Source organism: Cognatundibacterium crateris, from assembly GCF_010078235.1.
GTDB lineage: Bacteria > Pseudomonadota > Gammaproteobacteria > Burkholderiales > Burkholderiaceae_D > Undibacterium > Undibacterium crateris.
In genome coordinates, this window is the sequence record NZ_JAABOS010000002.1 from 191,152 (window position 1) to 216,691 (window position 25,540).

24 protein-coding genes are annotated in these 25,540 nt (G+C 53.6%); 13 read left to right on the plus strand and 11 right to left on the minus strand.

What is annotated here, in order from left to right; genetic code table 11:
* Window positions 1-10: 10 nt before the first annotated feature.
* The 8 genes from rfaE2 to EYB48_RS04095 all read right to left on the minus strand — a co-directional run bounded on the left by rfaE2 (window position 11) and on the right by EYB48_RS04095 (window position 7,612).
* On the minus strand, window positions 11-502 hold the full coding sequence (gene rfaE2, locus EYB48_RS04060; RefSeq protein ID WP_162019032.1) for a D-glycero-beta-D-manno-heptose 1-phosphate adenylyltransferase: 492 nt from the start codon (window positions 500-502) through the stop codon (window positions 11-13).
* Window positions 503-583: 81 nt separating this feature from the next.
* Window positions 584-1,525, minus strand: coding sequence for a CysB family HTH-type transcriptional regulator (locus EYB48_RS04065; protein WP_162019033.1), 942 nt, complete (start codon window positions 1,523-1,525; stop codon window positions 584-586).
* 86 nt (window positions 1,526-1,611) lie between these two features.
* Window positions 1,612-2,676, minus strand: coding sequence for a sulfate/molybdate ABC transporter ATP-binding protein (locus EYB48_RS04070; RefSeq protein WP_162019034.1), 1,065 nt, complete (start codon window positions 2,674-2,676; stop codon window positions 1,612-1,614).
* Window positions 2,677-2,697: 21 nt separating this feature from the next.
* Window positions 2,698-3,603: a sulfate ABC transporter permease subunit CysW gene (gene cysW / locus EYB48_RS04075; RefSeq protein WP_162019035.1), complete on the minus strand. Its 906-nt coding sequence runs from the start codon at window positions 3,601-3,603 to the stop codon at window positions 2,698-2,700.
* The gene (gene cysT, locus EYB48_RS04080) at window positions 3,600-4,460 is read right to left on the minus strand and encodes a sulfate ABC transporter permease subunit CysT (RefSeq protein ID WP_162019036.1); all 861 of its coding nucleotides are present in this window, start codon (window positions 4,458-4,460) and stop codon (window positions 3,600-3,602) included. The genes cysW and cysT overlap by 4 nt, the downstream gene beginning before the upstream one ends.
* Before the next feature lie 135 nt (window positions 4,461-4,595).
* Window positions 4,596-5,450, minus strand: a complete 855-nt coding sequence (locus EYB48_RS04085; protein WP_162019037.1) for an EAL domain-containing protein — start codon at window positions 5,448-5,450, stop codon at window positions 4,596-4,598.
* A gap of 211 nt (window positions 5,451-5,661) precedes the next feature.
* Complete coding sequence (gene ssuE / locus EYB48_RS04090) at window positions 5,662-6,258, minus strand: NADPH-dependent FMN reductase (RefSeq protein ID WP_162019038.1); 597 nt, start codon at window positions 6,256-6,258, stop codon at window positions 5,662-5,664.
* A 325-nt stretch (window positions 6,259-6,583) separates the two neighbouring features.
* The gene (locus EYB48_RS04095; protein ID WP_162019039.1) at window positions 6,584-7,612 is read right to left on the minus strand and encodes a sulfate ABC transporter substrate-binding protein; all 1,029 of its coding nucleotides are present in this window, start codon (window positions 7,610-7,612) and stop codon (window positions 6,584-6,586) included.
* Between the two features lie 280 nt (window positions 7,613-7,892).
* On the opposite strand from EYB48_RS04095, the gene EYB48_RS04100 reads away from it, so the two are divergent.
* A complete protein-coding gene (locus tag EYB48_RS04100; RefSeq protein WP_162019040.1) occupies window positions 7,893-8,453 on the plus strand; it encodes a glutathione peroxidase in 561 nt (186 codons plus the stop codon).
* A 112-nt stretch (window positions 8,454-8,565) separates the two neighbouring features.
* Here the strand turns inward: EYB48_RS04100 and EYB48_RS04105 are convergent, their stop codons facing one another.
* The gene (locus EYB48_RS04105; protein ID WP_162019041.1) at window positions 8,566-9,189 is read right to left on the minus strand and encodes a TetR/AcrR family transcriptional regulator; all 624 of its coding nucleotides are present in this window, start codon (window positions 9,187-9,189) and stop codon (window positions 8,566-8,568) included.
* A gap of 251 nt (window positions 9,190-9,440) precedes the next feature.
* Here EYB48_RS04105 and EYB48_RS04110 point away from each other — a divergent pair, with 251 nt between their 5' ends.
* From EYB48_RS04110 to EYB48_RS04145, 8 genes are all read left to right on the plus strand, one after another.
* On the plus strand, window positions 9,441-10,751 hold the full coding sequence (locus EYB48_RS04110) for an NAD(P)/FAD-dependent oxidoreductase (RefSeq protein ID WP_162019042.1): 1,311 nt from the start codon (window positions 9,441-9,443) through the stop codon (window positions 10,749-10,751).
* Between the two features lie 8 nt (window positions 10,752-10,759).
* On the plus strand, window positions 10,760-11,617 hold the full coding sequence (locus EYB48_RS04115; protein ID WP_162019043.1) for a DUF1365 domain-containing protein: 858 nt from the start codon (window positions 10,760-10,762) through the stop codon (window positions 11,615-11,617).
* The gene (locus EYB48_RS04120) at window positions 11,614-12,858 is read left to right on the plus strand and encodes an SAM-dependent methyltransferase (RefSeq protein WP_162019044.1); all 1,245 of its coding nucleotides are present in this window, start codon (window positions 11,614-11,616) and stop codon (window positions 12,856-12,858) included. The genes EYB48_RS04115 and EYB48_RS04120 overlap by 4 nt, the downstream gene beginning before the upstream one ends.
* Window positions 12,855-13,487 carry a chalcone isomerase family protein gene (locus EYB48_RS04125; RefSeq protein WP_162019045.1) on the plus strand — a complete coding sequence of 211 codons (633 nt, stop codon included), beginning with the start codon at window positions 12,855-12,857 and terminating at the stop codon, window positions 13,485-13,487. Before EYB48_RS04120 ends, EYB48_RS04125 begins: the two co-directional genes overlap by 4 nt.
* A gap of 38 nt (window positions 13,488-13,525) precedes the next feature.
* The gene (locus tag EYB48_RS04130) at window positions 13,526-14,104 is read left to right on the plus strand and encodes a DUF3833 domain-containing protein (protein ID WP_162019046.1); all 579 of its coding nucleotides are present in this window, start codon (window positions 13,526-13,528) and stop codon (window positions 14,102-14,104) included.
* Window positions 14,101-14,868, plus strand: coding sequence for an SDR family NAD(P)-dependent oxidoreductase (locus EYB48_RS04135; RefSeq protein ID WP_162019047.1), 768 nt, complete (start codon window positions 14,101-14,103; stop codon window positions 14,866-14,868). Before EYB48_RS04130 ends, EYB48_RS04135 begins: the two co-directional genes overlap by 4 nt.
* Window positions 14,869-14,951: 83 nt before the next feature.
* Window positions 14,952-15,383, plus strand: a complete 432-nt coding sequence (locus EYB48_RS04140) for a nuclear transport factor 2 family protein (protein ID WP_162019048.1) — start codon at window positions 14,952-14,954, stop codon at window positions 15,381-15,383.
* Between the two features lie 189 nt (window positions 15,384-15,572).
* Window positions 15,573-16,874: an MFS transporter gene (locus tag EYB48_RS04145; RefSeq protein WP_162019049.1), complete on the plus strand. Its 1,302-nt coding sequence runs from the start codon at window positions 15,573-15,575 to the stop codon at window positions 16,872-16,874.
* Between the two features lie 101 nt (window positions 16,875-16,975).
* Here the strand turns inward: EYB48_RS04145 and EYB48_RS04150 are convergent, their stop codons facing one another.
* Complete coding sequence (locus tag EYB48_RS04150) at window positions 16,976-18,991, minus strand: NADPH-dependent 2,4-dienoyl-CoA reductase (RefSeq protein WP_162019050.1); 2,016 nt, start codon at window positions 18,989-18,991, stop codon at window positions 16,976-16,978.
* A gap of 312 nt (window positions 18,992-19,303) precedes the next feature.
* On the opposite strand from EYB48_RS04150, the gene EYB48_RS04155 reads away from it, so the two are divergent.
* The gene (locus tag EYB48_RS04155; protein WP_162019051.1) at window positions 19,304-19,855 is read left to right on the plus strand and encodes a PadR family transcriptional regulator; all 552 of its coding nucleotides are present in this window, start codon (window positions 19,304-19,306) and stop codon (window positions 19,853-19,855) included.
* On the opposite strand, the gene EYB48_RS04160 is transcribed toward EYB48_RS04155, so the two are convergent.
* Window positions 19,842-20,657, minus strand: a complete 816-nt coding sequence (locus tag EYB48_RS04160) for a substrate-binding periplasmic protein (protein ID WP_162019052.1) — start codon at window positions 20,655-20,657, stop codon at window positions 19,842-19,844. The genes EYB48_RS04155 and EYB48_RS04160 overlap by 14 nt on opposite strands.
* 306 nt (window positions 20,658-20,963) lie before the next feature.
* Between EYB48_RS04160 and EYB48_RS04165 the strand changes: the two genes are divergently transcribed.
* The 3 genes from EYB48_RS04165 to EYB48_RS04175 all read left to right on the plus strand — a co-directional run bounded on the left by EYB48_RS04165 (window position 20,964) and on the right by EYB48_RS04175 (window position 25,488).
* Complete coding sequence (locus EYB48_RS04165; protein ID WP_162019053.1) at window positions 20,964-21,515, plus strand: ECF-type sigma factor; 552 nt, start codon at window positions 20,964-20,966, stop codon at window positions 21,513-21,515.
* 135 nt (window positions 21,516-21,650) lie between these two features.
* On the plus strand, window positions 21,651-24,500 hold the full coding sequence (locus EYB48_RS04170; protein WP_162019054.1) for a serine/threonine-protein kinase: 2,850 nt from the start codon (window positions 21,651-21,653) through the stop codon (window positions 24,498-24,500).
* A 73-nt stretch (window positions 24,501-24,573) separates the two neighbouring features.
* Window positions 24,574-25,488 carry a hypothetical protein gene (locus tag EYB48_RS04175; protein ID WP_162019055.1) on the plus strand — a complete coding sequence of 305 codons (915 nt, stop codon included), beginning with the start codon at window positions 24,574-24,576 and terminating at the stop codon, window positions 25,486-25,488.
* The last annotated feature ends 52 nt before the right edge of the window (window positions 25,489-25,540 follow it).

Here is a 25,540-nt window from a genome sequence, read left to right on the forward strand (position 1 = left end):
AAGCTATGGCTTAGGCGTCTGCTGCTGAAGTTGCACGCACCTTGGCGAGCAATTTACTGGTCGAGCGGTCATGCTCAAAATCGATTGCGGCAACCTGACCGCCATAGGCCAGCACCGCCTGCCCTTCGGGAATCGCACGCATGTCATAGTCACCGCCTTTGACATAGATGTCCGGATGCGCTGCAATGACCGCCTCTAAGGCAGTATCTTCTTCGAATTCAACCACCAGACTGACCGCTTCCAGTGCGGCCAGCACGGCCATGCGATCAGCCGCTGTGTTGACTGGCCGGTCATCACCTTTACCCAAACGCCGCACCGAAGCATCGGTATTCACCGCAACCACCAGCGAAGCCCCAAGCGCCCTGGCCTGCGCCAGATAGGTGACATGGCCACGGTGCAGAATATCGAATACGCCATTGGTCATCACCACTGGTTTTGCCAAGGCAGCGACACGTGATGCGAGTTGTGCGCGGGAACAGACTTTGTCTTCGAAGGAGGCCATAAAGCGTGCAAAAGGAAAAGGAGCAGAACGCGTATTTTACACGCTCTGCTCCCTGCAGTCGCCGTCTCAGCCCGGATAGCTTTAGCCTGGATCGGCCTGACTGGCTTCGCTCAACACGCGGTGAATTTCTTCCTTGCTCAGTGCCGGTGCGAATTCGCGGATGAAGTCATAGGTGTAGCTACGCAAATATGCGCCACGGCGTACTGCCAGCCGCGTCACATTCGGTGTGAATAAATGCTTGCCATACAGGGTACGCAAGCCCTGACCACGGCTGGCTTCCACCGCCATCGAGGCAACGATACCCACGCCCAGACCCAGGCTCACATACTGCTGAATCACGTCAGAATCCATCGCGGTGAGTACGATATCTGCCTGCAAACCAGCCTGTTCAAATGCCGCATCAATGTGGCTGCGCCCCGTGAAACCACGGTCGTAAGTGATGATAGGATATTTCGATAATTCTTCCAGCGTCAGCAGTGACTGATTCAGCAAAGGATGTCCATCCGGCACCACGATCATGTGATTCCATTCATAGCAGGCGAATGAAACCAGGTCTTTGAATTGCGATAAACCTTCGGTTGCGATACCGATATCGGCTTTGCCTGAAATCACCCATTCCGCGATATGTTCCGGACTGCTTTGCTGTAAGGCGATACGTACATCCGGATAGGCCAGACGGAATTTTTGCACCACTTCCGGCAGCACATAACGCGCCTGGGTATGAGTGGTCGCTATCGACAACGTACCGCGGGTCTGATCGGAAAATTCATTGCCGGCTTTTTGCAGATTTTCGGCTTCGCGTAACAGCCTTTCGATGATAGGCAATATACCTTTACCCGGCTCGGTCAGACCAGTCAGGCGCTTGCCATTGCGTTCGAAAATATCGACACCCAGTTCCTCTTCCAGCTCGCGGATCTGGCGGCTCACACCAGGCTGGGAAGTAAACAGCACATTTGCGACTTCGGTCAGATTAAAGCCGCGCCGCGACGCCTCACGGATAGAACGTAATTGTTGGAAATTCATAGTATCTTCCTATCAGGACTTACGCAAAACCGCCCCGCAGCCTTAAGGCTCCTTGCCGGGACAATTTTTCGTGATTCCTTCCTTGTTTATTGTGAGTTGACAAAGACATGCAAACGGCGCGGACGCAGTACCAGTGCCTCGCCAACTTTCAGATTCAAATGCTGATAGCGTTCGCTGGAAATCATGGCTTCCACCAGATCGCCATTGTCATCGCGTTCCAGTTCCAGCTGCGCCAGCGGACCTATGCTGTGTACCCGGCGCAATTGCACCACCAGACCTTCCGCACCCGGCGAATAACGGTCGATATCGAATTCATGCGGACGCACATAGCCGGTACCGACTGCATCTTTGGTATCGGCATGGCCAGGTGCAGAGAATTGCACACCACCGGCATCCAAAATGCCTTCATGTACGCGGCCATGGAACAAATTCACATTACCGAGGAAGCCATAGACGAAAGGCGTGGCCGGATGCTGATACACCTCAGCCGGTGCGCCGACCTGCTCGACCACACCATGATTCATCAGCACGATCTGATCCGCGACTTCTAATGCCTCTTCCTGATCATGCGTGACAAAAATACTGGTCACATGTAATTCGTCATGCAAACGTCTTAACCAGCGCCGTAATTCTTTTCTGACCTTGGCATCGAGTGCACCAAAAGGCTCATCCAGCAACAGCACGCGTGGCTCGACTGCCAGTGCACGTGCCAGTGCGATACGCTGACGCTGACCACCGGATAACTGTGGCGGATAACGGTCAGCCAGCCAGTCCAGTTGCACCAGCTCCAGCAGGCGCGTGACTTTCTCGCGAATTTCAGTTTCTGATGGACGTACTGCACGCGGTTTGACCCGCAATCCGAACGCGATGTTTTCAAAAATCGTCATGTGTTTAAACAGCGCATAATGCTGAAACACAAAGCCCACCTGACGTTCACGCACATGCTGCTGCGAAGCATCCTGCCCGTCCAGCAAGACCTGGCCACGATCCGCATATTCCAGACCCGCGATGATGCGTAGCAAAGTGGTTTTGCCACAGCCAGATGGTCCTAACAAAGCAGTTAATTCGCCATTTGGAAAATCCAGCGATACGTTATCGAGCGCGGTGAAGTTGCCGAAACGTTTGTGTAATTCTTTGACTGCGATACTCATGCTCTTTTACTCCTGCCTGAATTAAGCGGCTTGATCGGCCTGATGACGACGCTGTTCATGACTGCGCCATTCCACAAGGGTCTTCAAAGCCAGTGTCAGCAACGCCAGCAAAGTCAGCAAGGAAGCGACTGCAAACGCGGCAACAAAGTTGTACTCGTTGTATAAAATTTCGACTTGTAAGGGCATGGTATTGGTCTCACCACGGATATGTCCGGACACTACCGACACCGCGCCGAATTCACCCATGGCACGTGCATTACACAAGATCACGCCATACAGCAGACCCCATTTAATATTGGGCAAAGTCACATGCCAGAAAGTTTGCCAACCGGAGGCACCGAGTACCAGCGCGGCCTCTTCCTCTTCACTGCCTTGCGCCTGCATCAGCGGGATCAGCTCACGCGCAACAAACGGAAAAGTGACAAAAATCGTAGCCAGCACGATGCCCGGCACCGCGAACAGAATTTTGATGTCGTGTTCACGCAGCCACTCGCCAAACCAGCCCTGGGCACCGAATAACAGTACGTAGATCAGACCGGAAATCACTGGTGACACCGAAAACGGTAAGTCGATCAGCGTCAGCAAGATGCTTTTGCCACGGAATTCAAACTTTGCAATGGTCCAGGCAGCAGCCACCCCAAACACCAGATTCAGCGGCACCGCAATGCCGGCCGCGATCAGGGTCAGCCGTATCGCCGACAAGGCATCCGGTTCCAGGATCGCGTCCAGATACAGGCGCCAGCCTTTCTTGAGCGCTTCAGCAAAAACGGCAGCCAGCGGAACAAACAAAAATAAAGTCAGGAAGCCCAGTGCAGTCAGCGTCAGCGCGATCCGTATCCAGCGTGCCTCGGTAGTGGCAGTTGGCTGAATCGCAGGTTCTGCACGGCGCGCAACAGGGTTTTGCAGATGGCTCACAGTCGCACTCATTCTTCTCTCCCGGCATGCTGACGGCGACGCGTCCAGGCTTGTAAGGCATTAATCGTCAATAACATCACAAAAGACAGCAGCAACATCACCACAGCAATCGCGGTAGCACCTGCGTAGTCATACTGTTCGAGCTTGGTGATCATAAACAGCGGTGTAATTTCCGACACCATGGGCATATTGCCAGCGATGAAAATCACAGAACCGTATTCACCGGTAGCTCTGGCAAATGCCAGTGCAAAACCGGTCAGCAAGGCTGGCAAAATCGTCGGGAAAATCACTCTGGCAAAGGTCTGCCAGTGACTCGCACCCAGACTCAGGGCAGCTTCTTCTAATTCTTTTTCTGCTTCTTCCAGCACCGGCTGTACAGTGCGCACGACGAATGGCAAGCCGATAAAGGTCAGCGCCACCAGCACACCCAGCGGGGTAAATGCCACCTTGATGCCTAACGGCGTGAGCAGCTTACCGATCCAGCCATTCGGCGCATACAAGGTTGCCAGCGTGATGCCAGCCACTGCCGTCGGCAAAGCGAACGGCAAATCGACCAGGGCATCGATAAAGCGCTTACCCGGAAACGAATAGCGCACAAGCACCCAGGCCACAATGCCGCCAAACACCACATTGATCAGCGCTGCCAGGAAAGATGCGCCAAAGGTCAGCCGATAAGACGCCAGCACGCGATCCGACGTCACGGTATTGACGAAATCCGCCCAGCTCATGGTAAAAGTTTTGAGAAACACCGCGGAAAGCGGGATCAGGACGATCAGTCCGAGGTAAAACAGGGTAAATCCCAGAGACAGATGAAACCCTGGGATGACCCGCTTTCCTCTGGCCTGCGTACTCAATGCCAGGAATGCCATAGTCAGCCTTTATTACTGATTTAACTAAAGATGACGAATCTTGGCAGTAATTTCATATATGAAAAACGAATTTTTTGTTATTTCTTTAGACTAATAATGCATAAGCCCGTTTTTGAGCGAGCTGCCTCTGCATCCTCAGGCCGATGGTCTGGCTTGTGCATACACAGCTCTGGGCAAGGGCTGGGTAAAGCTGTATGTGACCGGCAGTTCCGCGGCCGGGATATCGAATAAAAAGCCTTGTACCAGGTAGGGGCTGGCTGTGCCATGGCTGTTTTGCAGTGCTTCGAATTTTTCTTGCTGCTCTATGCGTTTGAAGATGACCTGGCATTGCGCACGTTCAGCCTGTTCCAGCAAGCTGATCTGTAATTCAGGCCGGTTCGCTGCATAAATATCGATCTTGATCGCATCTGGTCTGACCCGTTGCAGTAAATCGATGGCTTGTTCCAGATTGGCCGCATTTACCCCGACCCGGAAGCCATTGCGGCGGTAGTTTTCCACTACATGCGCGAGCACCCAACGCTGGCTGGCGGTGGCGGCAGGCATCTGCAAAATGATGTGCTGATGCGGCAATTCCAGCACATCCAGAATACGGCGAAATGCCATGCCGTGATTGCCCTCTATCGCGGCCAGTAAACGGCTATGCACACTCAGATACAGATCCAGCTGACGCACCCCGGACTGACGGTAAAAATTCATGGTATGCAGTAAGCGGCACAAACGATCCAGCTCAACCGACTCTTCATCATTCGCGACAAACTCCAGTAAGCGCCATACATTCAAGCCCTGATCAGTCGGATCGAAACTGCGTGCATAGGCTTCATAGGCAATCACTTGCTGATCCTGGCCGCTGCGTATCGCCTGAAAAGCAGTGGTCAGACTGGCGTTGAAATAGCGTCCGCGTGCGCGTCCCTGTTCATCCAGCCACAACTGGGAATTCGACAGCGCGCTTTGCAAACGGCTCAAATAATGTTGCAGGGTTGGATAATGCATAAAAATTTCTCCTGTTTTTGCCGTATCACAGGCAGTCACTTTGAATGTTTACGTTTCGTCAGTGATTGCTCAATTGCCTTTACCCGTGTGAAGCACAGGCATTGTCGGTACGACTCAGATGAGCATACACTTTGCATTTCCGCCTGGAGTCCGCGCGTAGCGCCTGCAGACCGCAGTCAGAATATAGTCAGAAATTGAAAAGGAATTCAGGCTAGGCGCGACAGCGTAATTCTGCGGCGGCGGCACTGCGTGTGGCAGGGCGGGAGAGTTGATATTGGCGCATAGATTCCAGTGCATCATGCAGCAGTTCTACACCATTGTGAACGCGCTCAGCGATGACCGGATCGATTTGCAGACCTTCGGTTTCATGCCATTGTATTTGTGCATCCGTAGCATAAATACTCGGCAAAATATAGCGTGCCGATAAAGATGCCAGGATAGGACGCAGGCTGTAATCCAGTGCCAGCATATGCGATTGCGAACCCGCAGTTGCGATAGGCAGTACGACTTTTCCAGCCAGCCCATCCTGCGGTAATACGTCCAGAAAAGATTTCAGCAAACCGCTGTAGGACGCTTTATAAATCGGGGTGGCAATCACGACTGCCTCTGCCTTTGCGAGTAGCTGGCGCGCTGCCAGCAATTCCGGATCGCTAAAATCGGCGTTGAACAGCGCCTGTACCGGCAATTCACGAATCGGCACACTGACAGTACGCTGTCCGTAAGCATTGAGCCTTTCGCCCACATAATCCAGTAGCCGGGCCGAACGCGAAGGCGTCACCGGGCTGCCAGAGAGTAATAACACGCTCATCACATCTCCTTCATCAAGGTTAGGACTGACGCAAAATTGTCCCGGCAAGGCTAAAACTCCTTTGGTGCTTTAGGAAACATCGCTGGTAAGCGATGTTCGTTTCGCCAGCAGGCAACATGTTGCCTGAAACCCTGGCTACACCATGGTGACGCAGGCAGTACAAGCTGTACAAGCCATACGAAGGGGAGCCATAACGCCGCTGGGGCGGTTTTTCGTGAGTCCTAAAGGAAAAGAATTCAGGCGACGCTGTTGCGTGGCGCACACCCGTTTTCCATGTCGCTCACTTCATGTGTGCAGGCAGACTGCTGCCTGCACACTTTTACTATTAACGCTTACCTGGCTGATATATCTGATCGAAAATACCGCCATCTGCGAAATGGGTTTTCTGCGCTTTAGTCCAGCCGCCGAACACATCATCAATCGTGAACAACTTCACACTCGGGAATTGCGCTGCATATTTTTTCGTCGCTTTTTCTGTGGTCGGACGATAGTAGTGTTTAGCAATCGCGTCCTGACCTTCATCGCTGTACAGATACTGCAGATAAGCTTCTGCGACTTTGCGGGTACCGCGCCGGTCAACCACTTTATCCACTACGGATACCGCCGGTTCGGCCAGAATACTGGTGGAAGGCACAACGATTTCTACCTTGTCCGGACCCAGTTCCTTGATCGCTAACAGCGCTTCATTTTCCCAGGCCAGCAACACATCACCGATGCCGCGTTCTACGAAGGTGGTGGTGGCACCACGTGCGCCGGAATCGAGTACCGGTACGTTTTTATATAGTTTGCTCAGGAACTCTTTAGCACTCGCTTCGGAGCCGCCCGGTTGTTTCAGCGCATAGCCCCAGGCTGCCAGATGATTCCAGCGTGCGCCGCCGGAAGTTTTAGGATTAGGTGTGATAACTGCCACACCCGGTTTCACCACATCATTCCAGTCTTTAATCGCTTTCGGATTGCCTTTACGCACCAGGAATACGATGGTGGATGTGTAAGGCGAGGCATTGTGTGGCAAACGTTTTTGCCAGTTTTTATCGAGCAGATTTTTTTCCGCCAGCGCATCGGTGTCATAAGCCAGAGCCAGCGTGGCGACATCGGCATCGAGCCCGTCTATCACGGCACGCGCCTGTTTGCCGGAACCGCCATGTGATTGTTTGATGGTGACTTTATCACCGGTTTTAGCCTGCCATTGTTTGGCAAACGCCTGATTGATATCCTGATACAGCTCACGGGTAGGATCATAGGAGACGTTTAACAAAGAGATATCGGCGGCCTGCGCTGTCGCGCTCAGCCCCAGTGCTGAACTCAGTACGACACCAGTTGCCAGTATTGCCCGGGAAAATCGAGTAGTGATCATGCTTAAACCTTCCATTTCGTCTTTAAGGGGTGATTCGTCAATAAATCCAGCTTAAAGTCAGGCTATATATTTGAAAACTAAGATTTTTGATTTTCAATATTCAAATTTCACATAAAGGAACGCACGGCACAAAATCCGTGGCTCGGCTACACTAAGCCGTTTTTGATTTCTATCCGCACCGATGCCATATTCAGCTTGTGCACTCCGCATCTGGTCTGGCTGGCAAGCAGGAGCCATAAGACCGCGCTTGCGGTCATACATCTTTATCCAGGAGTTCGCCATGTTGCTACGTACACAGTTGCTCGCTATCAGTTTCGCCGGACTCAGTCTGGCGAGCGGCTATGCCAGCGCACAGGATGCCTGCCCGGCAGTGCTGAAACACAGTTTTAACCGCTTGCAGGATGATGCGCCTCAGGACTTATGCCAGTACAAAGGCAAAGTGGCGCTGGTCGTGAATACCGCCAGTTATTGCGGCTTCACCAAGCAATATGAAGGGCTGGAAAAGATGTTTGCCAAATACAGCGATAAGGGTCTGGTGGTGCTGGGTTTTCCATCGAATGATTTCGGTAAACAAGAGCCGGGTAACAGCAAGGAAATCGCGGATTTTTGCTTTAACACCTATGGCGTGAAATTCCCCATGTTTGCTAAAACCGCAGTGAGTGGTAAGGATATCAATCCCTTCTATGCCGAACTAGTCAAAGCCACCGGCACCACCCCGAAATGGAATTTCTATAAATACCTGATCGACCGCAAAGGCAATGTGGTCGCAGCTTACTCCAGCATGACGACACCGGATGATAAGAAACTGGTGGCCGATATTGAGAAGGCGCTGGCGCAGTAATCTTCACGCAAGCTACAGGCTCAACACCCTGCAAAAAATAAACCCTGCTACGGCAGGGTTTATTATTTCAGTACCACGCAAATCAGCCCAAACTTTTTACACTGCGCTGCGCTCAAAACTGCGCACGCGCCTGTTCTGATAAAAATCCACCAATGGTCGCATGCACCATCGCATCTACGATTTGTTCATGGCTGAGTTTTTTATCCCTGAGCAGGAATTCCATGGTGGGATCACAGGCGCGGGAATACAGGGTGTAGACCAGCACATCATCCGGCACCAACGGTGTCAGCGCGCCCTGTTCGCGCGCACGCGCCACCATGGCATGAAAGCGCTTATGCACTTTCAGCGCCACCATCACGTATTCCAGGTTCAACATCAGACTGCGCTGCAAGGTCAGGCTGGTCGAAGGTAAATGCGGCACGCCGCCTTGCAGCCGCAATCTGAGTGACCAGGCCAGGATATGCCGTATCTGCGCCAGCGCTGGTAAGTCGGCGGACAGACCATCGAGCTCGGCCACGATGGCATTCAACAAGCGGGTCAGCGCTGCGGCCGCCAGCTTTTCTTTTGAAGAGAAATGTTTATACAGGCTGCCTTTGGCAATTCCCACCGCATCGGCCACATCATCCATGGTCATCAGGTCATAGCCTTTTTCCGATAACAAGCGATTCACGGCATCGATGATGGCCTCTTCACGCGCATCAAACTGTTGTTTTTTAAAGGGAATTTTTATCTGCATGATATTTTTCTGCACAAAATAAAACTTTGTAGTATATTTTATGACTGATGAGTCACGTTTTGAAATTGATGGTCACATTTTACTCCAGAGCGGCTGCAAGCACAGGAAAACCGGCGTAAAACTGTGAAAAAAAAAGATATCCCGAGTGATGCAGGTGCGAATAACAACGTTCCTGCAAGAAATAACTGCAATGCAAACTAAGCGTCACATCAAGGTGTGATAATGAAACTTCAACAACGATCTCTGCCCCTATGAAAATCGCTGTCATCGGTTCCGGCATCTCCGGCTTGTCTTGCGCCTACGAATTGTCCAAGGCAAAACTTGCAGTCAAACCTGAGGTGAGCCTGTTTGAGGCGAACGATTATTTTGGCGGACATACGCATACCGTCGATGTCAGCCTGGAAGGCAAAAGCTTTGGCGTCGATACCGGCTTCCTGGTGTTTAATCACAAAACCTATCCAAATCTGGTGCGGCTGTTTCAGGATTTGCAGATAGAGACAGTGGCGACTGATATGTCGTTCTCGGTCAAAATGCCGCAAGGCAAACGCTTGCTGGAGTGGGCGGGCGCCAATCTGGATACTGTGTTTGCACAGCGCAGAAATCTGTTCAATCCTGGCTTCCTGCGCATGTTGCGCGATATTCTGCGCTTCAATCAGCAAACGACTGCAATGGCCCAGTCGGCCAGCCAGCAGGAATTCCACACACCGTTGGGACAGTTCCTGGATCAGCATCGTTACAGCGACGAATTCCGGAACTGGTATCTGCTGCCGATGGCGGCCTGCATCTGGTCCTGCCCCACCGAAACCATGATGGCGTTTCCGCTGTCTTCCTTTGTCAATTTCTGCCATAACCACGGTTTGCTGCAAGTGAATGACAGGCCGCAATGGCAAACCGTCAAAGGCGGTGCGCGCCAGTATGTAGAAAAAATGCTGCCTGTGATCAGCCACAGCTATCTGAAAACGCCGGTCCATGCGGTGTATCAAAATGCGCAGCGCAGCTGGATCGTTGAATCAACACGCGGTATAGAAACCTTTGATCAGGTTGTATTTGCCTGCCACAGCGACCAGACCCTGGCCTTGCTGAAAGATGCCAGCAGCGCAGAGCGCAGTGTCTTGTCGGCGGTTGGCTATCAGCCAAATCACGCAGTGCTGCACACCGACGCGAGCTTCCTGCCGACACGCCGCAAAGCCTGGTCGGCCTGGAATTATGAAAGCGAAAATGGGGCGGAGCCACGTGTTTGCGTACACTATCTGATCAATCAATTGCAACCGCTACCTTGTCAGACACCGGTCATCGTGACACTGAATCCGATTCGCGAACCCGCCGCTGACAAAGTGCTGGCGCGCTATGACTATGCACATCCGGTATTTGACAGCAAAGCCGTTGCTGCACAACAGGCGCTGACGCAGTTACAAGGTCAGCGGTCAGCCTGGTTTGCCGGTGCCTGGACCGGTTACGGCTTCCATGAAGATGGCTTGAAATCGGGACTGTTTGTGGCGAAAAACATCCTGGCACGCGCCGCTTCTTCCGAAACTGGCGAAACCTGGTCGGCCGCAGCCTGAATCTGACTATGGATAACGCACACACCACAACAAACCACAGCGCGCGTCAGATAGAACTGTGCCGCGGTGTAGTGATCCATCAGCGCTTGCGTCCTGCCGTGCATGCCTTCCGTTACGGCGTGTTTTTTCTGCGCATACCGCTGCAAAATCTGGAACAGCAAAGCGCAGACACCGGTTGTCGCCTGTTCTCACTCAACCGCTGGAATTGCCTGTCGTTTTACAGCCGCGATCACGGCGATGGTCAGGGTGCCTTGCTGACCTGGGCGCAGCAGATACTGCATGCGCATGGCGTACATGATGCCGATGGCGAGATCGTGCTGCAATGCTTCCCGCGTGTATTCGGTTATGTGTTTAACCCAGTCTCATTCTGGTTTTGTCACCGTCAGGACGGCACACTGCGCGCGATTCTGTGCGAAGTGAATAACACCTTCGGAGAAAAGCATATCTACTTACTGGCACAGGAGTCGGCGTTGACGAATGGCCAGGAAAGTCAGGCTGAAAAAGTATTCCATGTGTCGCCATTCTGCGAAGTGGAGGGACGCTACCGCTTCCGTTTCCTGCACCGTCACCCAACACAGCACACTCAGAACGCGGATAACACACAGCGCACAGATAGCGTACAGACCGCTGCGCGTTATCTGGCGAAAATCGATTATGACGATGCCGCTGGCCCCTTACTGCTGACCAGCGTATCCGGTCAGGCCGGGCCACTCAGTGACCGCCGCATCGCCTTTGTCATGCTGCGCTATCCGCTGATGACTTTAGCCGTCATGTGGCGTATCCACTGGCAGGCATTGCGTCTGTGGATGAAGCGCGTTCCTTTTTTTACTAAACCCAGCCCACCCCAACAAGAGGTCAGCCGATGAGCAGTCTACACCCCACCCTGTCCAGCGCAAACCAGGCCATCGCCCATTTGGATACCAGCCACTTTCCGGCTGAAATGCGTATCGTACTGAACCTGTTGAGCAAGCTGGAGCAAGGCAGCCTGACCTTGCATTTCCCCGATGGGCAGAGCGCCTGTTTTGGACGTGCCGATGATGGCAACCGGCATGTGCAACTGCATATGCATGACTGGCAAATGATACGTTCTGTGTTGAAGTCAGGCGATATCGGTTTTGCCGAAAGTTTTATCGCCGGACACTGGAACAGCCCAAACCTGGTCGGTCTGATCGAGCTGATCACGCGTAACCGGGCGCAGCTGGAATCGGTGATTTACGGTACCTGGTGGGGCAGCCTGCTGTATCGCATCAAGCATCTGTTCAACCGCAATTCACGCACCGGCAGCAAGAAAAATATTCATGCGCATTACGATATAGGGAATGATTTTTACCGGCTGTGGCTGGATCCTTCCATGACCTATTCCAGTGCCTTGTTCGATGGCGATCAGGTCGGCAATCTGCATGATGCACAACTCATGAAATACCGCCGTATTCTGAATCAGCTGCAATTACCAGCTTCTGCCAAGGTGCTGGAAATCGGCTGTGGCTGGGGTGGTTTTGCTGAAATGGCGACGCGTGAAGCCGGTGCCCACGTGACCGGGCTGACACTCTCTACCGAGCAATTGCATTTCGCGCGCGAGCGGCTGCAGCGTGCCGGACTGCACGCGCAAAGCGATCTGCAAATACTTGATTACCGCGATGTGCGCGGCGAGTTTGATGCGATCGCCTCGATAGAAATGTTTGAAGCGGTGGGCGAACAATACTGGCCTTCGTATTTCGCCTGCCTGCAACGTAACCTGAAGCGTGGTGGCCGCGCCTGCATACAAAGCATTACGATTGCCGACGATTTGTTTAGCCGCTATCGCAACGGCACTGACTTCATCCAACAATATATTTTCCCGGGCGGCATGCTGCCTTCCATCGCACGCTTCCATGCGCTGGCGAAGGAATACGGTCTGGAGGTGGAAGACACCTTTACCTTCGGGCTGGATTACGCCAGAACCTTACAGGAATGGCGGCTGGCCTTCCTGGAAAAATTACCAGAAATCCGGGCTCAGGGTTTTGATCAGGCTTTCCTGCGCACCTGGGAATTTTATCTGGTCTATTGCGAAGCCGGATTCCGCGCCGGGAATATCGATGTCGCTCAATTCACGCTACGCAAACGATGAAACCGCAACCCATACACACTCATCGGCCAGCCTTGCTGCGACGCTGGCTGCAGACTGGATTACTGCTGCTTAGCTGCTTCAGTCCGCTGCATGCCAGCGGTCAGACTCAGGCGCAAACTCCAGCGCAGACCCAGACCGAAAGCGCACCATCCCATATCCAGCAAGAATTAGGCAAGGCGCGTCTGTCCGGCAGCGGCGGCTACCGTTGGTTTGGACTGGCGATTTACCAGGCCAGCCTGTGGACTGGCCCGGAAGGCTGGCGTCCCGATCTGAAACGCTATGCGCTGGATTTGCGCTATGCGCGCAGTCTGGTCGGTAAAAAGATTGCGCAAGCCAGTCTGGATGAAATGGAAAAACTGCAGGTCGGCACACCGGAAAAACGGCAGCAATGGCTGGCTACTATGCAGCAGATTTTCCCAGACGTGAAAGAAGGCACGCATATCACCGGCATCTTTGATGGCAGCAACGGAGCGCGCTTTTATCTGGATGGAAAACTGCTCGCTGAAGTCAAAGACAGCGAATTTGCACAGGCTTTCTTTGCGATCTGGCTGCATCCGAATACCTCCGCACCGGCCTTACGCAAGCAATTACTGGCCGGTACTGGCAACAACGCTGGTACTACACCCTGATTCTGAACACGCTCACTGACTGGCTGAAGGAAACGCACATGAAAACACGTCTGCAACGCACATGGGCGCTGCCCGGCCTGAAGCTGGCTGGCGCACTGACGCTGGCCGTTTTGCTGAGCTCCTGCGCCAGCACCTATGATCCCGCGCTGTATGCGAAGGAACAGCCGGTGCTGGACTTACAGCGCTACTTCAATGGTAAGCTGGATGCCTGGGGCATGTTTCAAAACCGCTCAGGTGAAATCGTGAAACGCTTTACCGTCGTCATGCAATGCGACTGGCAAGGTGATACCGGCACCCTGCATGAAGACTTCAGCTATTCCGATGGCAGCAAACAGACCCGCATCTGGACGCTGAAAAAAACCGGGCCTGGCCGCTTCACTGGTACTGCGCCTGACGTCGTGGGTGAAGCACAAGGCATCGTTTCCGGTAATACCCTGCACTGGAATTATGTGCTGGCCTTGCCGGTGGATGGACGCATCATCAACGTCGACTTCGATGATCTGATGGTACAGATGGACGACAAAGTGATGCTGAACCGCGCACAAATGAGTAAATTCGGTGTGCATCTGGGCAGCGTGACCCTGTCCTTCACTAAACGCGACGGACCACGGCCATGAACCCGCGCATCCACGACTGGCAGGGAAAACGCATCTGGATTATCGGTGCCTCGACCGGTATCGGTGCTGAAACCGCACGCCTGTTGCTGCAGCGTGGCGCACGGGTGGCGCTGTCGGCACGTAATGAGTCAGCATTGCAACAGCTGGCGGCACCATTTTCCGCTGCCTGCGTGGCACCGCTGGACATCACCGATGCAGCCAGTGTCAGCGCGGTACATGCTCGCCTGATGCAACAGTGGCAGGGCATCGATCTGGTGCTGGTCGTGGCCGGTGCCTACAATGAAATGCGGGCAGACAGTTTTGACCTGGATGCGGCTAACCGCATCCTCGATATCAACATCCGTGGTGTTTATCATTGCCTCGATGTGGTGCTGCCTGAGCTGCTCAGACAGCAATCAGGCGGCATAGGCATAGTTGGCTCTGTAGCCGGTCTGTCAGGCCTGCCTAAGGCGCTGGCCTATGGTCCGAGCAAGGCGGCGGTGATCAATTTATGTGAGTCCCTGTTTCTGGATTTGCGTCCGAAAAATATCGCGGTGTATATGATTAATCCGGGCTTTGTCGATACCCCACTGACCGCCAATAACGACTTTGCGATGCCAGCGCTGATGACTGCACCTCAGGCGGCCAGTGCGATTGTACAGGGCATGGAGCGCGGTGATTTCCATATCCATTTTCCTCATCGTTTCACCAACTGGTTGCGGCTGGCACGTCTGCTGCCGTATCGTAGTTACTTTTATCTGGTGCATAAAGTCACAGGACTTTAAGCAATGCGCAAATGTATCAGCACGCAGACCTGAGCGCTGATACAGTTTTGCGTCATCTCTGTCCATTTTTCCCGGAGTAGCACATGTCTTATCAGACCAGTCTGCATAACCTGGTACAGTTTTTTGAACACATCAGCCCGGCGACGGTCAGTCAGCTCGCCGTGATTTACAGTGCGGATGCGAGTTTCAAAGATCCCTTCAATGAAGTGCGTGGCCTGCCGGCCATCACGCGCATTTTTGAGCACATGTTTGTGCAAGTCGATCAGCCACGCTTTAAAGTCAGCAGCACGGTATTGCAAGACAATACTGCCTTTTTGTGCTGGGAATTCTATTTCCGCATGAAGCGTTTCGACCGCACAGAACAATGCATACGCGGTGCAACTCACGTGCGCTTCAATGCACAGGGTCAGGTTGAAATGCATCGTGACTACTGGGATGCGGCCGAAGAACTGTATGAAAAATTGCCGGTTCTTGGTGGCCTGATGCGCCTGCTGAAAAAAGCGGCGAATCAGTAACTCCCTGCTCTTTCATCGTCTCTGCCCAGCCTGAGCTGAAAATCTTGCATGTATCCACGATTGCAATTCTGGGTCAGCCTCGTTATGCTGCTTTGCAAATACGACACTGCGCAAGGCACACCTGAGGCTGCAATACGCTGCTGATGGTCTGTCTGTCCAGGCGCAGCCATTCCAACCAGGAGACATGCAATGGCACTCAGCAGTACCACTCAGGCCGCACGGCCACTGAACCGACAGGATATGAAAACGCTGGCATTAGCTGCATTGGGCGGTGCGCTGGAATTTTACGACTTCATTATTTTCGTTTTTTTTACTGTCGTCATCGGCAAACTGTTTTTCCCACCTGATATGCCGGACTGGTTACGTCAGTTCCAGACTTTCGGTATTTTTGCAGCCGGCTATCTGGCGCGTCCGCTGGGTGGCATCATCATGGCCCACTTCGGTGATCTGCTGGGACGCAAAAAGATGTTCACCCTGAGTATCATCCTGATGGCCTTACCCACCTTTGCCATGGGCCTGCTGCCGACCTATGCGACGATAGGCATCGCAGCGCCGCTGGCCTTGCTGGCTTTGCGCATTCTGCAGGGTGCTGCAATCGGCGGTGAAGTGCCGGGAGCCTGGGTGTTTGTGGCGGAGCATGTGCCGCGCCAGCATACCGGTTATGCCTGCGGCACCCTGACTGCCGGACTGACGGCCGGTATTTTGTTGGGCTCCATCGTAGCGACACTGATTAACACCAGCTATAGCCCGGCTGAGATCGAAGCCTGGGCCTGGCGTATTCCTTTCATCGTCGGCGGTGTGTTTGGTTTTATCGCGATGTATCTGCGCCGCTGGCTGCATGAAACGCCGGTGTTCAAAGAACTGCAAGAGAAAAAAGCACTGGCTGCAGAATTCCCGCTCAAAACCGTACTCAGGGATCATAAAAGCGCAGTCGTCTTATCGATGTTACTGACCTGGCTGTTATCAGCGGCGATTGTGGTAGTGATACTGATGACACCGGCCTATCTGCAAAAGCAGCTGGGACTGGCACCGGCCGTGACCTTGCAGGCGAATTCTCTGGCAACGATAGCACTCACCCTGGGTTGCATACTGGCGGGACGGCTGATCGATAAAATTGGCGGCGGCTGGACCTTTATTCTGGGCAGCAGTCTGCTTGGCACGGTGATTTACTATTTCTACAGCACGGTATTGCAAGACCCGTCCACGCTGTACGGCGCCTATGCACTGGCTGGTTTTTCAGTTGGTCTGGTCGGTGCGGTGCCCTATGTGATGGTGAATGCTTTTCCGGCTACCGTGCGTTTTACCGGACTGTCATTTTCGTATAACGTGGCGTATGCGATCTTCGGTGGTCTGACGCCGATGATGGTCTCGCTGTGGCTGAAAACCGAGAAATTTGCTCCCGCTTATTATGTGTGCAGCTTAAGCGTGCTGGGTTTCCTGATCGGTGTATATCTGCTGATACGCGATAAAAAAGCAGCAGCCAATACCTGAGTAAGGGTACGCAGTCAGGACAGTAAAAATCCGGCATGAAAAAAGGGAGCGCTGTTGCGCTCCCTTTTTTTTACGGGTTTCGCGGATGATGGATGCTAGACTCAGATCACCGCAGCTAAACGTGTACCCTGATTAATCGCACGTTTGGCGTCCAGTTCTGCCGCCACGTCCGCACCACCAATCAGATGCACCGTCTTGCCCAGCGCTTCCAGACCGGCCTGCAAATCACGCTTAGGTTCCTGACCAGCACACAGCACCACGTTATCGACCGGGATCAGCTTTTGCTCACCATTGACCGTTACATGCAAACCAGCATCGTCGATGCGGTCATAGGACACTCCGGCGATCATATGCACCTGACGGTTTTTCAAACCAGTACGATGTATCCAGCCTGTAGTTTTACCCAGACCGTCACCTACTTTTGACGTTTTACGCTGCAACAGGAACAGCTGACGTGCAGGTGCTTCCAGATGTGGCGTGGTCAGGCCACCTACGTGCTGATAGCTGGTATCCACACCCCATTCGGCAAAGAACTTGGCCGGATCAAGGCTAGGGCTGGTGCCGCTGTGACTCAGGTATTCCGCCACATCAAAGCCGATACCGCCAGCACCGATGATCGCGACCGATTTACCAACGGCTTTTTTATCGCGTAATACATCCAGATAACTGAGTACCTTAGGATGATCAACGCCCGGGATAGGAGGTACACGCGGGGTGATACCAGTTGCCAGCACCACTTCGTCAAAGTCACGCAAATCATCTGCGCTGACTTTAGTGTTGAGTTTGAGTTGTACACCGGTCAGTTCTATTTGCTTACCGAAATAGCGCAGGGTTTCGTAAAATTCTTCCTTGCCCGGTACTTGTTTAGCGACATTGAATTGTCCGCCGATTTCGGATGCAGCATCAAACAAAGTGACGCTGTGTCCGCGCTTGGCAGCGGTGGTTGCAAACGACAGTCCGGCCGGTCCTGCACCCACAACGGCGATGCGCTTGACCTGCGTCACAGGTGCATCAATGATTTCGGTTTCATGGCAGGCGCGTGGATTGACCAGACAGGATGTCAGTTTGCCGCCGAAAGTATGATCGAGGCAGGCCTGATTGCAGCCGATACAGGTATTGATTTCATCCGCACGGCCTTGCTCGGCCTTACGCAGGAACAGCGGATCAGCCAGCAGCGGACGCGCCATCGACACCATGTCGCAATAATCGTCTGCCAGCAATTGCTCAGCCACTTCCGGCGTATTGATACGGTTAGTCGCGACCAGCGGAATCGAGACATGGCCTTTGAGTTTTTTGGTGACCCAGGCAAACGCCGCACGCGGCACTTTGGTCGCGATCGTCGGGATACGCGCTTCATGCCAGCCTATGCCGGTATTGATGATGGTGGCACCGGCCGCCTCTATCGCTTGCGCCAGCTGTATCACTTCTTCCAGGGTAGAACCGCCTTCCACCAGATCCAGCATAGACAAGCGGTAAATGATGATGAATTCCGGGCCGACTTTTTCACGGATACGACGCACGATTTCTACCGGGAAGCGGATACGGTTTTCATACGCACCGCCCCATTCATCATCGCGCTGATTGGTACGCGCAGCGATGAATTCATTGATCAGGTAACCCTCGGAGCCCATCACTTCGACGCCATCATAACCGGCGAACTGCGCCAGACCGGCGCAACGGACGAAGTCGCTGATGGTTTCTTCAACTTCAGCGGTGCTCAGTGCATGCGGTGTGAAGGGATTGATCGGCGCTTTCAATGCGCTTGGCGCAACCAATGAAGGCTGATAGGAATAGCGGCCAAAGTGCAGGATCTGCATGGCGATGCGGCCACCGGCCTGATGTACCGCCTCAGTCACGATTTTATGATGATTCGCTTCTTCTTCGGTGGTCAGCATGGCGCCGCCATGCATAGGACGCGCACGCTCATTCGGTGCGATACCGCCAGTGACGATCAGCGACACACCACCGCGTGCGCGTTCGGCATAAAAGGCGGCCATGCGTTCAAAGCCATTGTCCACTTCTTCCAGCCCCACGTGCATGGAGCCCATCAGTAAGCGATTCGGTAAAGTCGTAAAGCCAAGGTCCAGCGGTTTGGTCAGGTGGGGATAGAATGCCATGGGTTTTCCTCAATGTGTCTGCGCCACAGCCACAGTCTTATAGCAGCAGGAAAATGCAGGCGGCATGCGCAGTCGCTCTGCAATCATTCCCGGTGCCGTATCACTTTGGCGACAGCGCGATAGGTTAATACGGTCAGAACGGATACCACAGCTGCTTTGCGCTTGTAAGCAACAGTGCGCTGATCTGGTACGGGCTTTATAGCGAAGTATTCTGACTGTGCATCGCAGAATAGCGAACAAATTTTGTTTATGCAACCAGTTGCATATAAAATGTAGCCACACCACCTCGAAGACTTACTCTAAGGTCTGCCTATGTCATTACAACACGCCCTGCTGACCTCGATCATAGAAAAGCCCTGCTCAGGTTATGAGCTGGCGCGTCGCTTTGATAAGTCGATAGGCTATTTCTGGCATGCCACCCATCAGCAGATTTACCGTGAGCTGGCACGGATGGAGCAGCAGGGCTGGGTCTTGTCCAGTGAAGTCGAAGGAGGCCGCTCCGGTAAAAAGCAGTTTGATGTGCTGCCAGCCGGACGTGCTGAGTTACAACGCTGGGCTGCTGAGAGCAGTGCGCCGCTGCGTCTGCGTGATGAACTGATGCTGAAACTCAGGGCGGATGCGGCGATAGGGCCGCTGGGCATGGTGGAAGAGCTGGAAAAACGACTGCAATTGCACGAGCAGGAATTGGCGACTTACCGCGCTATTGAGCAACGCGATTTCAGCGTGACCGAAACCTCGCGCGAAACGCAGATCCATTATCTGATACTGAAAGCCGGTATCGCCTATGAAGAAGGACGCATCGCCTGGACTAAAGAGGCCTTGCAGACTTTGCAGCAGCTAGCTCAAGCTACTAATAAAATTTAGCCATCAGTTTCGGCAACTCGCCACTCTCGGTACCGCGCCGTATCACTTCATTGAGCCGGGCTAATTCTTCCTGATACTGGCCGTGGGCGACTGCAAAATGCACAGTGTCATAGAAGACGGGCTTACGCGAGACATAAAAACGCTTGCCCTTCAGTTCCGGTTCATTGAAACCCGGGATCAGTTTATTGTTCAGATAATCCTCGACCTGCGCCGCAGTATTCAGCTGACGCACTGGCCACAGCATCAGATCACTGCGTTTATTCATGAGCTTTTTGAAGCGTGCACCAGATGAAGCTGTATCCTCCTGCACCGTAAAAACCACATTCCTGGCTTTTTCAAAATCCATCCCATGACTGAAACCCCGGCCTATGCTCACCGTTTTTCCTCGTAAGTCTTCCAGCGTACGGAAATTCTGACGTGGTTCACCATAGGTGATAGCCCAGATTTTCTCACTCACGACAGGCTGGGAAAACTGAAAATATTTAAGCCGCTCCGGTGATTTTGACAGTCCGAATACGATGCCTTCACCATTGCGCCCCATCATCTGCGCCCGGTTCCAGGGCAACATACGCCAGTCAAGGCGCAGACCGGATTCGCGCTCGAAATAGATGAGGATTTTTTCCAGATCTTTATCGATGGATAACTGCCGTCCATGGATGTCCAGGTTTTCCTGCAAAAACAGTGGCACCGGCTTAGTTTGCGCGTGGGCTGCACTGCTGATACCTGACAAGAGTACAAACAACAGCACAAGCACTGGCAACAGAATGGGACTCAACAGAGGCGGTATCAGTCTGATTTTCATTGTTCATCTAGGTGTTGATTAAGCCCGGCAATACTTCAATACCGTCATACGGTGCATGAAAATACCTTATTTACGCAGATTCACCAAATCTCATCCCAGGACTAGGCGTGCTGGACGTACCACAGCTGGCAATCAGAAGATAGGTTAGGACTTACGCAAAATTGTCCCGGCAAGGCTTGGCGACGCAGGCAGTACACATAGTACGACAAGAAGCCATAACGCCGCTGGGGCGGTTTTGCGTAAGTCCTATAGGGATGAAGTGTGAAGTCCTATACAATAGCCATTTTACCAATCTGCTCACACGCTATGCAGGACTTTGCCACGGTATTCCAACAAGCACGTCTGGGCGATCCTGACGCGACCGGGCGCCTGATGCAAATGATCTATCCCGACTTGCGTCAGCTCGCGAAATCCCGTCTGCGCCACAGCGGTCATCTGACCTTGCTCAACACCACAGAACTGGTCGCTGAGTTATGGCTGCGTTTACAGAATCTGCAGCAATTACCTGGTTCACAGCGCTATTTTTTCCTGGCCTATGCCGCCAAAGCAATGCGAACGATAGTCATCGATTATGTACGCAAACGCCAGGCGCAGCGGCATGGTGGTGGCGTAGATCATATTTCGCTCGATGAAGAACTGCTCATCAGTCATCCCGACACCTCTGAACTGTTGCGTGTCCATGAAGCCTTGACTGAGCTGGAGCAACTGGAGCCGCGGCTGGCTCAACTGGTTGAATTGCGCTATTTCGCCGGTCTCACTGAAGAAGAAGCGGCTGAATTCCTTGGCGTCGCCCGACGTACTGTGCAACGTGACTGGCTGAAAGCGCGCGCCTGGCTGTATGAAGCTTTGCGCCGCTAAGCCATCTGTCCAAACTGTTAGCCCATCTTCGTCGCCCATCCTCTTTTTTTTCACGCGATGGCGCTTTTTTGCCGGTCAGTGCGTTATGAGCCATATGCAAATCCAGACACAACGGAAACTAAGCGGAGTTCAGCCTTGAGCACCCACACGCAAGACTGGCACATCCTCTCTGCCCTGCTCGATGAGCTGCTAGACCTTACTGCGGATCAGCAGCAGCACTTCCTGCAAAATCTGCCGCCGCAACAGCAGCACCTGCGCGCGCGTCTGCACAGCCTGGCACAGGCGCACTGGCAAGCGGAGCAAGAAGATTTCATGTCGACGATTCCCAAAATCACGCTAACCGATAGCGGACACATGAGCCTGAGCCGCGACTACCAGCCTGACAGCCAGATCGGTCCCTGGCGCCTGCTGCGCAAACTCGGTGAGGGTGGCATGGCGAGCGTCTGGCTGGCAGTCAAAGACGGTGAATTCCGGCGTGAGGTCGCCTTAAAACTACCGCATGCCGATACGCTGTCAGAACGGGTATTGCAGCGCTTTGCACGCGAACGTGACATCCTGGCGCAACTGGTGCATCCGCATATTGCACGTCTGTACGATGCCGGTATGGATAGCGCTCAGCAAAGCTGGCTTGCACTGGAATATGTCGCAGGCATGCATATCGACGATTGGTGTCACAGCCAGGGGCTGGATACTGCTGCGCGGGTCAGGATGATGGTGCAGGCTTGCTCCGCCGTGCAGTACGCTCACTCACGTCTGGTGGTACACCGCGATCTGAAACCCTCCAATATTCTGGTCACCAGCGAAGGGTATGTACGTCTGCTGGATTTTGGGATTGCCCATATTTTGCAGGCAGATCAAAGCGACGAACCACAGGCACTGACAGGCATCAAGGCATTTCAGGGCAAGCCTGTGACCTGGCGCTATGCGGCACCGGAACAGCTGCGCGGCGAAGAAATCGGCATTACCACCGATGTGTACGCACTCGGTGTGGTGCTCTACGAACTGCTGACTGGTCAGAGTCCATATCAGCCGGAAGACCGTTCACGGCACGCGCTCGAGCATGCCATTTTGCAGCAGCCAGCTGCGCCTGCCTCCAGCCGTGCGAATGACCGTAAGCTGCGTCAGGAATTGCAGGGTGATCTGGATGCCATCCTGCACAAAGCGCTGCAAAAATCGCCTGAGCTGCGCTATCCGACTGCCCATGCGCTGGCCAGTGATTTGCGCCGCTATCTGAACCGGGAACCCGTCAGTGCGCGGCCTGACAGTTTCTGGTATCGCAGCAGTTGTTTCGTGCAGCGTTATCGTGCGCTGACTGCATTGAGCGTGTTGCTGCTCAGTGTGGTACTCAGTACCAGCGCCATCGCTGTCTATCAGGCGAATAAGGCACGTCAGGAGGCGGACCGCTCGCAAGCGATGTACCAATTCGTGCTGCGTATTTTTAATCCTGAACAAAAACCTGACCCTGACTTAGCCAGGCGCGATCTGAGCCTGAAAGATCTGGTCGCGACCGGCATACAAAACGCCGTCAGGGATTTTTCTTCACTGCCTACCGAAAGTAGCAAGCTGACCCATGATCTGGGCCAACTGGCCATACAACTGGGCCTGAGCGATGCGGCCAGTACCTTATATGAGCATAATCTGGCGCTGGCAAAACAGGTTTATGGTGAACAGAGCAGCGAGTATGCACATGCGCTGATCGATAGCGTGGACTGGCTGGCCAGTGTCGGTCAGCATCAGCGTGCATGTCAGCAAACCTCGCAGGCGCTGGCTATATACCGGCATGCTGCGGCCAGCCGCGATCAGCTGACCCAGGCCCACAGAAAGGCCGGACAATGCGCGAGCAAATTATATGCAGCGAATGACCCACGGATTTTCCAGCATCTGGAGCAGGCAATCACGCTGGCACGGAATAGCGCAAACCGGAACGAGCTGGGCTATGCACTGGTCAGTATGGCGATGGCCTATCTGAATTCTGACCAGACCGACAAGGCGCTGGCCGCGTATCAGGAAGCCTTGCAAGTCAGGCTGCAGGAATTCGGTGAAAATAACTGGCAAACCGCAGAAGCGCGTCAAGGCGTGGCGATCTGCCTCGACAAGCTGGGGCGCCCGGCCGAATCCAGCCAGGTCGCGATCCAGGCCATGCACAATATGGAGCAGGTCTGGGGCATACATCATTACCGGGTTTCAGAAGCCAGACTGTATATCGCCAATGTACTGGCCGACTCGACACAAAGACCCGAGGCTTTGCAACAGGCGCGCACCGCCTATGACATCGTGCTATTGCCGGAATGGAGCACCCAAAAACCCGATTATCTGGAAAGCGCACAGGTCGGGTACCTGCGCATCTTACTCAGAACCGGCGAGCTGCCGCAAATGCTGCAAGTCTGTCGCAGCATGGATATGCAGGCAGCCATCAGTTATCCACGGCTGCGTTTAATGGCCGCCGATCACTGTGGCATCGCATCCGCCATACAAGGTGACACTGAACTCGCGCAACAAGATCTGCGCCGCAGTCAGCAATTGCACGAACAGTACTGGCCACTTCAGCGGAAACGTGCGCTCGGTGCGCTGTTGGTGCAGGGTCAACTCGCAACACGTAAGCAGGAGTTTGCATTGGCCGCTCAACTCTATCGTCAAAGCATCAGCTATGCGAACAACCGCGCTGACTATTCGCGCAGTCTGGCCTGGCGTGAACTGGCACGTCTGCCCGTCAGCAAAACAGATGAAGACTTACGCCTGATTCAGGCTGAGTATCTGGATTTGCAAACACCACAGCAAGCTGCCTACTGGCGCGGTCAAAGTGTGAATCTGCAAGAAGCCTTGGGATGGATTTATCTGCAGCGTGCGCAATATCCACAAGCCATCGCTGCCTTCCGGCTGGCATTACAAATGCGCGCGAGTATGGATGACCCTGCCACCAGCATCTGGCAACAGCAAACACGTGCAGCTTTGCAGCAGGCACAGGAAAAAAATCGCAAGCTGTGACGCTTTTTTTCTTACAACGCCGTCTTAGCGAATGAAGACCCATTATTTCTGATTCATTCACAACGAGGACAGTATGAAAAAAAGTATTCCATCCAGCCTGCTTATCCTGAGTCTGATTGCTGCACTGAGTGCTTGCGGTGGCGGCAATGACAACGCAGGAAATTCGAACGGCAATAGCAGCAGCGGTGGTAGTTCTGGCGGCAGTTCTGGAGGTGGCTCAGGTTCAGGCAGCTCTGCGGGTTTGACCGAGGCATTGAAAGTATTTGCTGAGAGCTGGACTGCTTCACAAATGGTCGCAGGCCTGCATGATTTTGCCGTCATTGCAGGCAACACCGGCAATTGCCCCAAAGGTGGCAGCGTCAGCTATGCCGGTGGCACCACCAGCATGAGCAATTGCGTACGCCGCTTCCCTGCCGATAACGCGTATCAGGGAGCCTTCAGCGGTGTGCCGAACCAGATCGGCAGCATTAAAATGCTTAACTTCCAAAGTAGCGGGGCGATCAAGGTGAATGTCGGTGACAATCCGGCAGTGACCCAATACCAAATCAGTAGCGCCAGCTTCACGACGACCGATGACACCAGCGACAGCAGTAAGGATGTGACCCAGATCGGTAGCGGTGTTGCCAGCTTCAGCCTGGGCACTGGCAATTACAGCATGACGGCGGTAGGCGGCAATGCCAGCAACACTGGCAGCAGCCTGAGCATTGCCAATGGTTTTTTCTATACCCGTAATAATGGCTCAGCAAATCGTGTGGTCAATCTGGGCAATATCGTATTTGGTTCTGAAACCAATGGCATGACGACCCGCCCCAGCGCAGGCAAATACAATGTCGCCGTCGGCGGCAGCAGCACTGCCTGTGTGAATGTAGGTGTACAACTGATCAGCCTGAGCCAGCTGACTATCACTTGTGAAGCGACGAAAGAAAGCCGCACGCTGAACTGGACTGACGCTGATCTGAAAGCTGCGCTGACCGCAGCACAGAACTGAGGCAGATACAAAAAACGCTGGATAGCGTATGTTAGCTAAGCCAGCGTTTTTT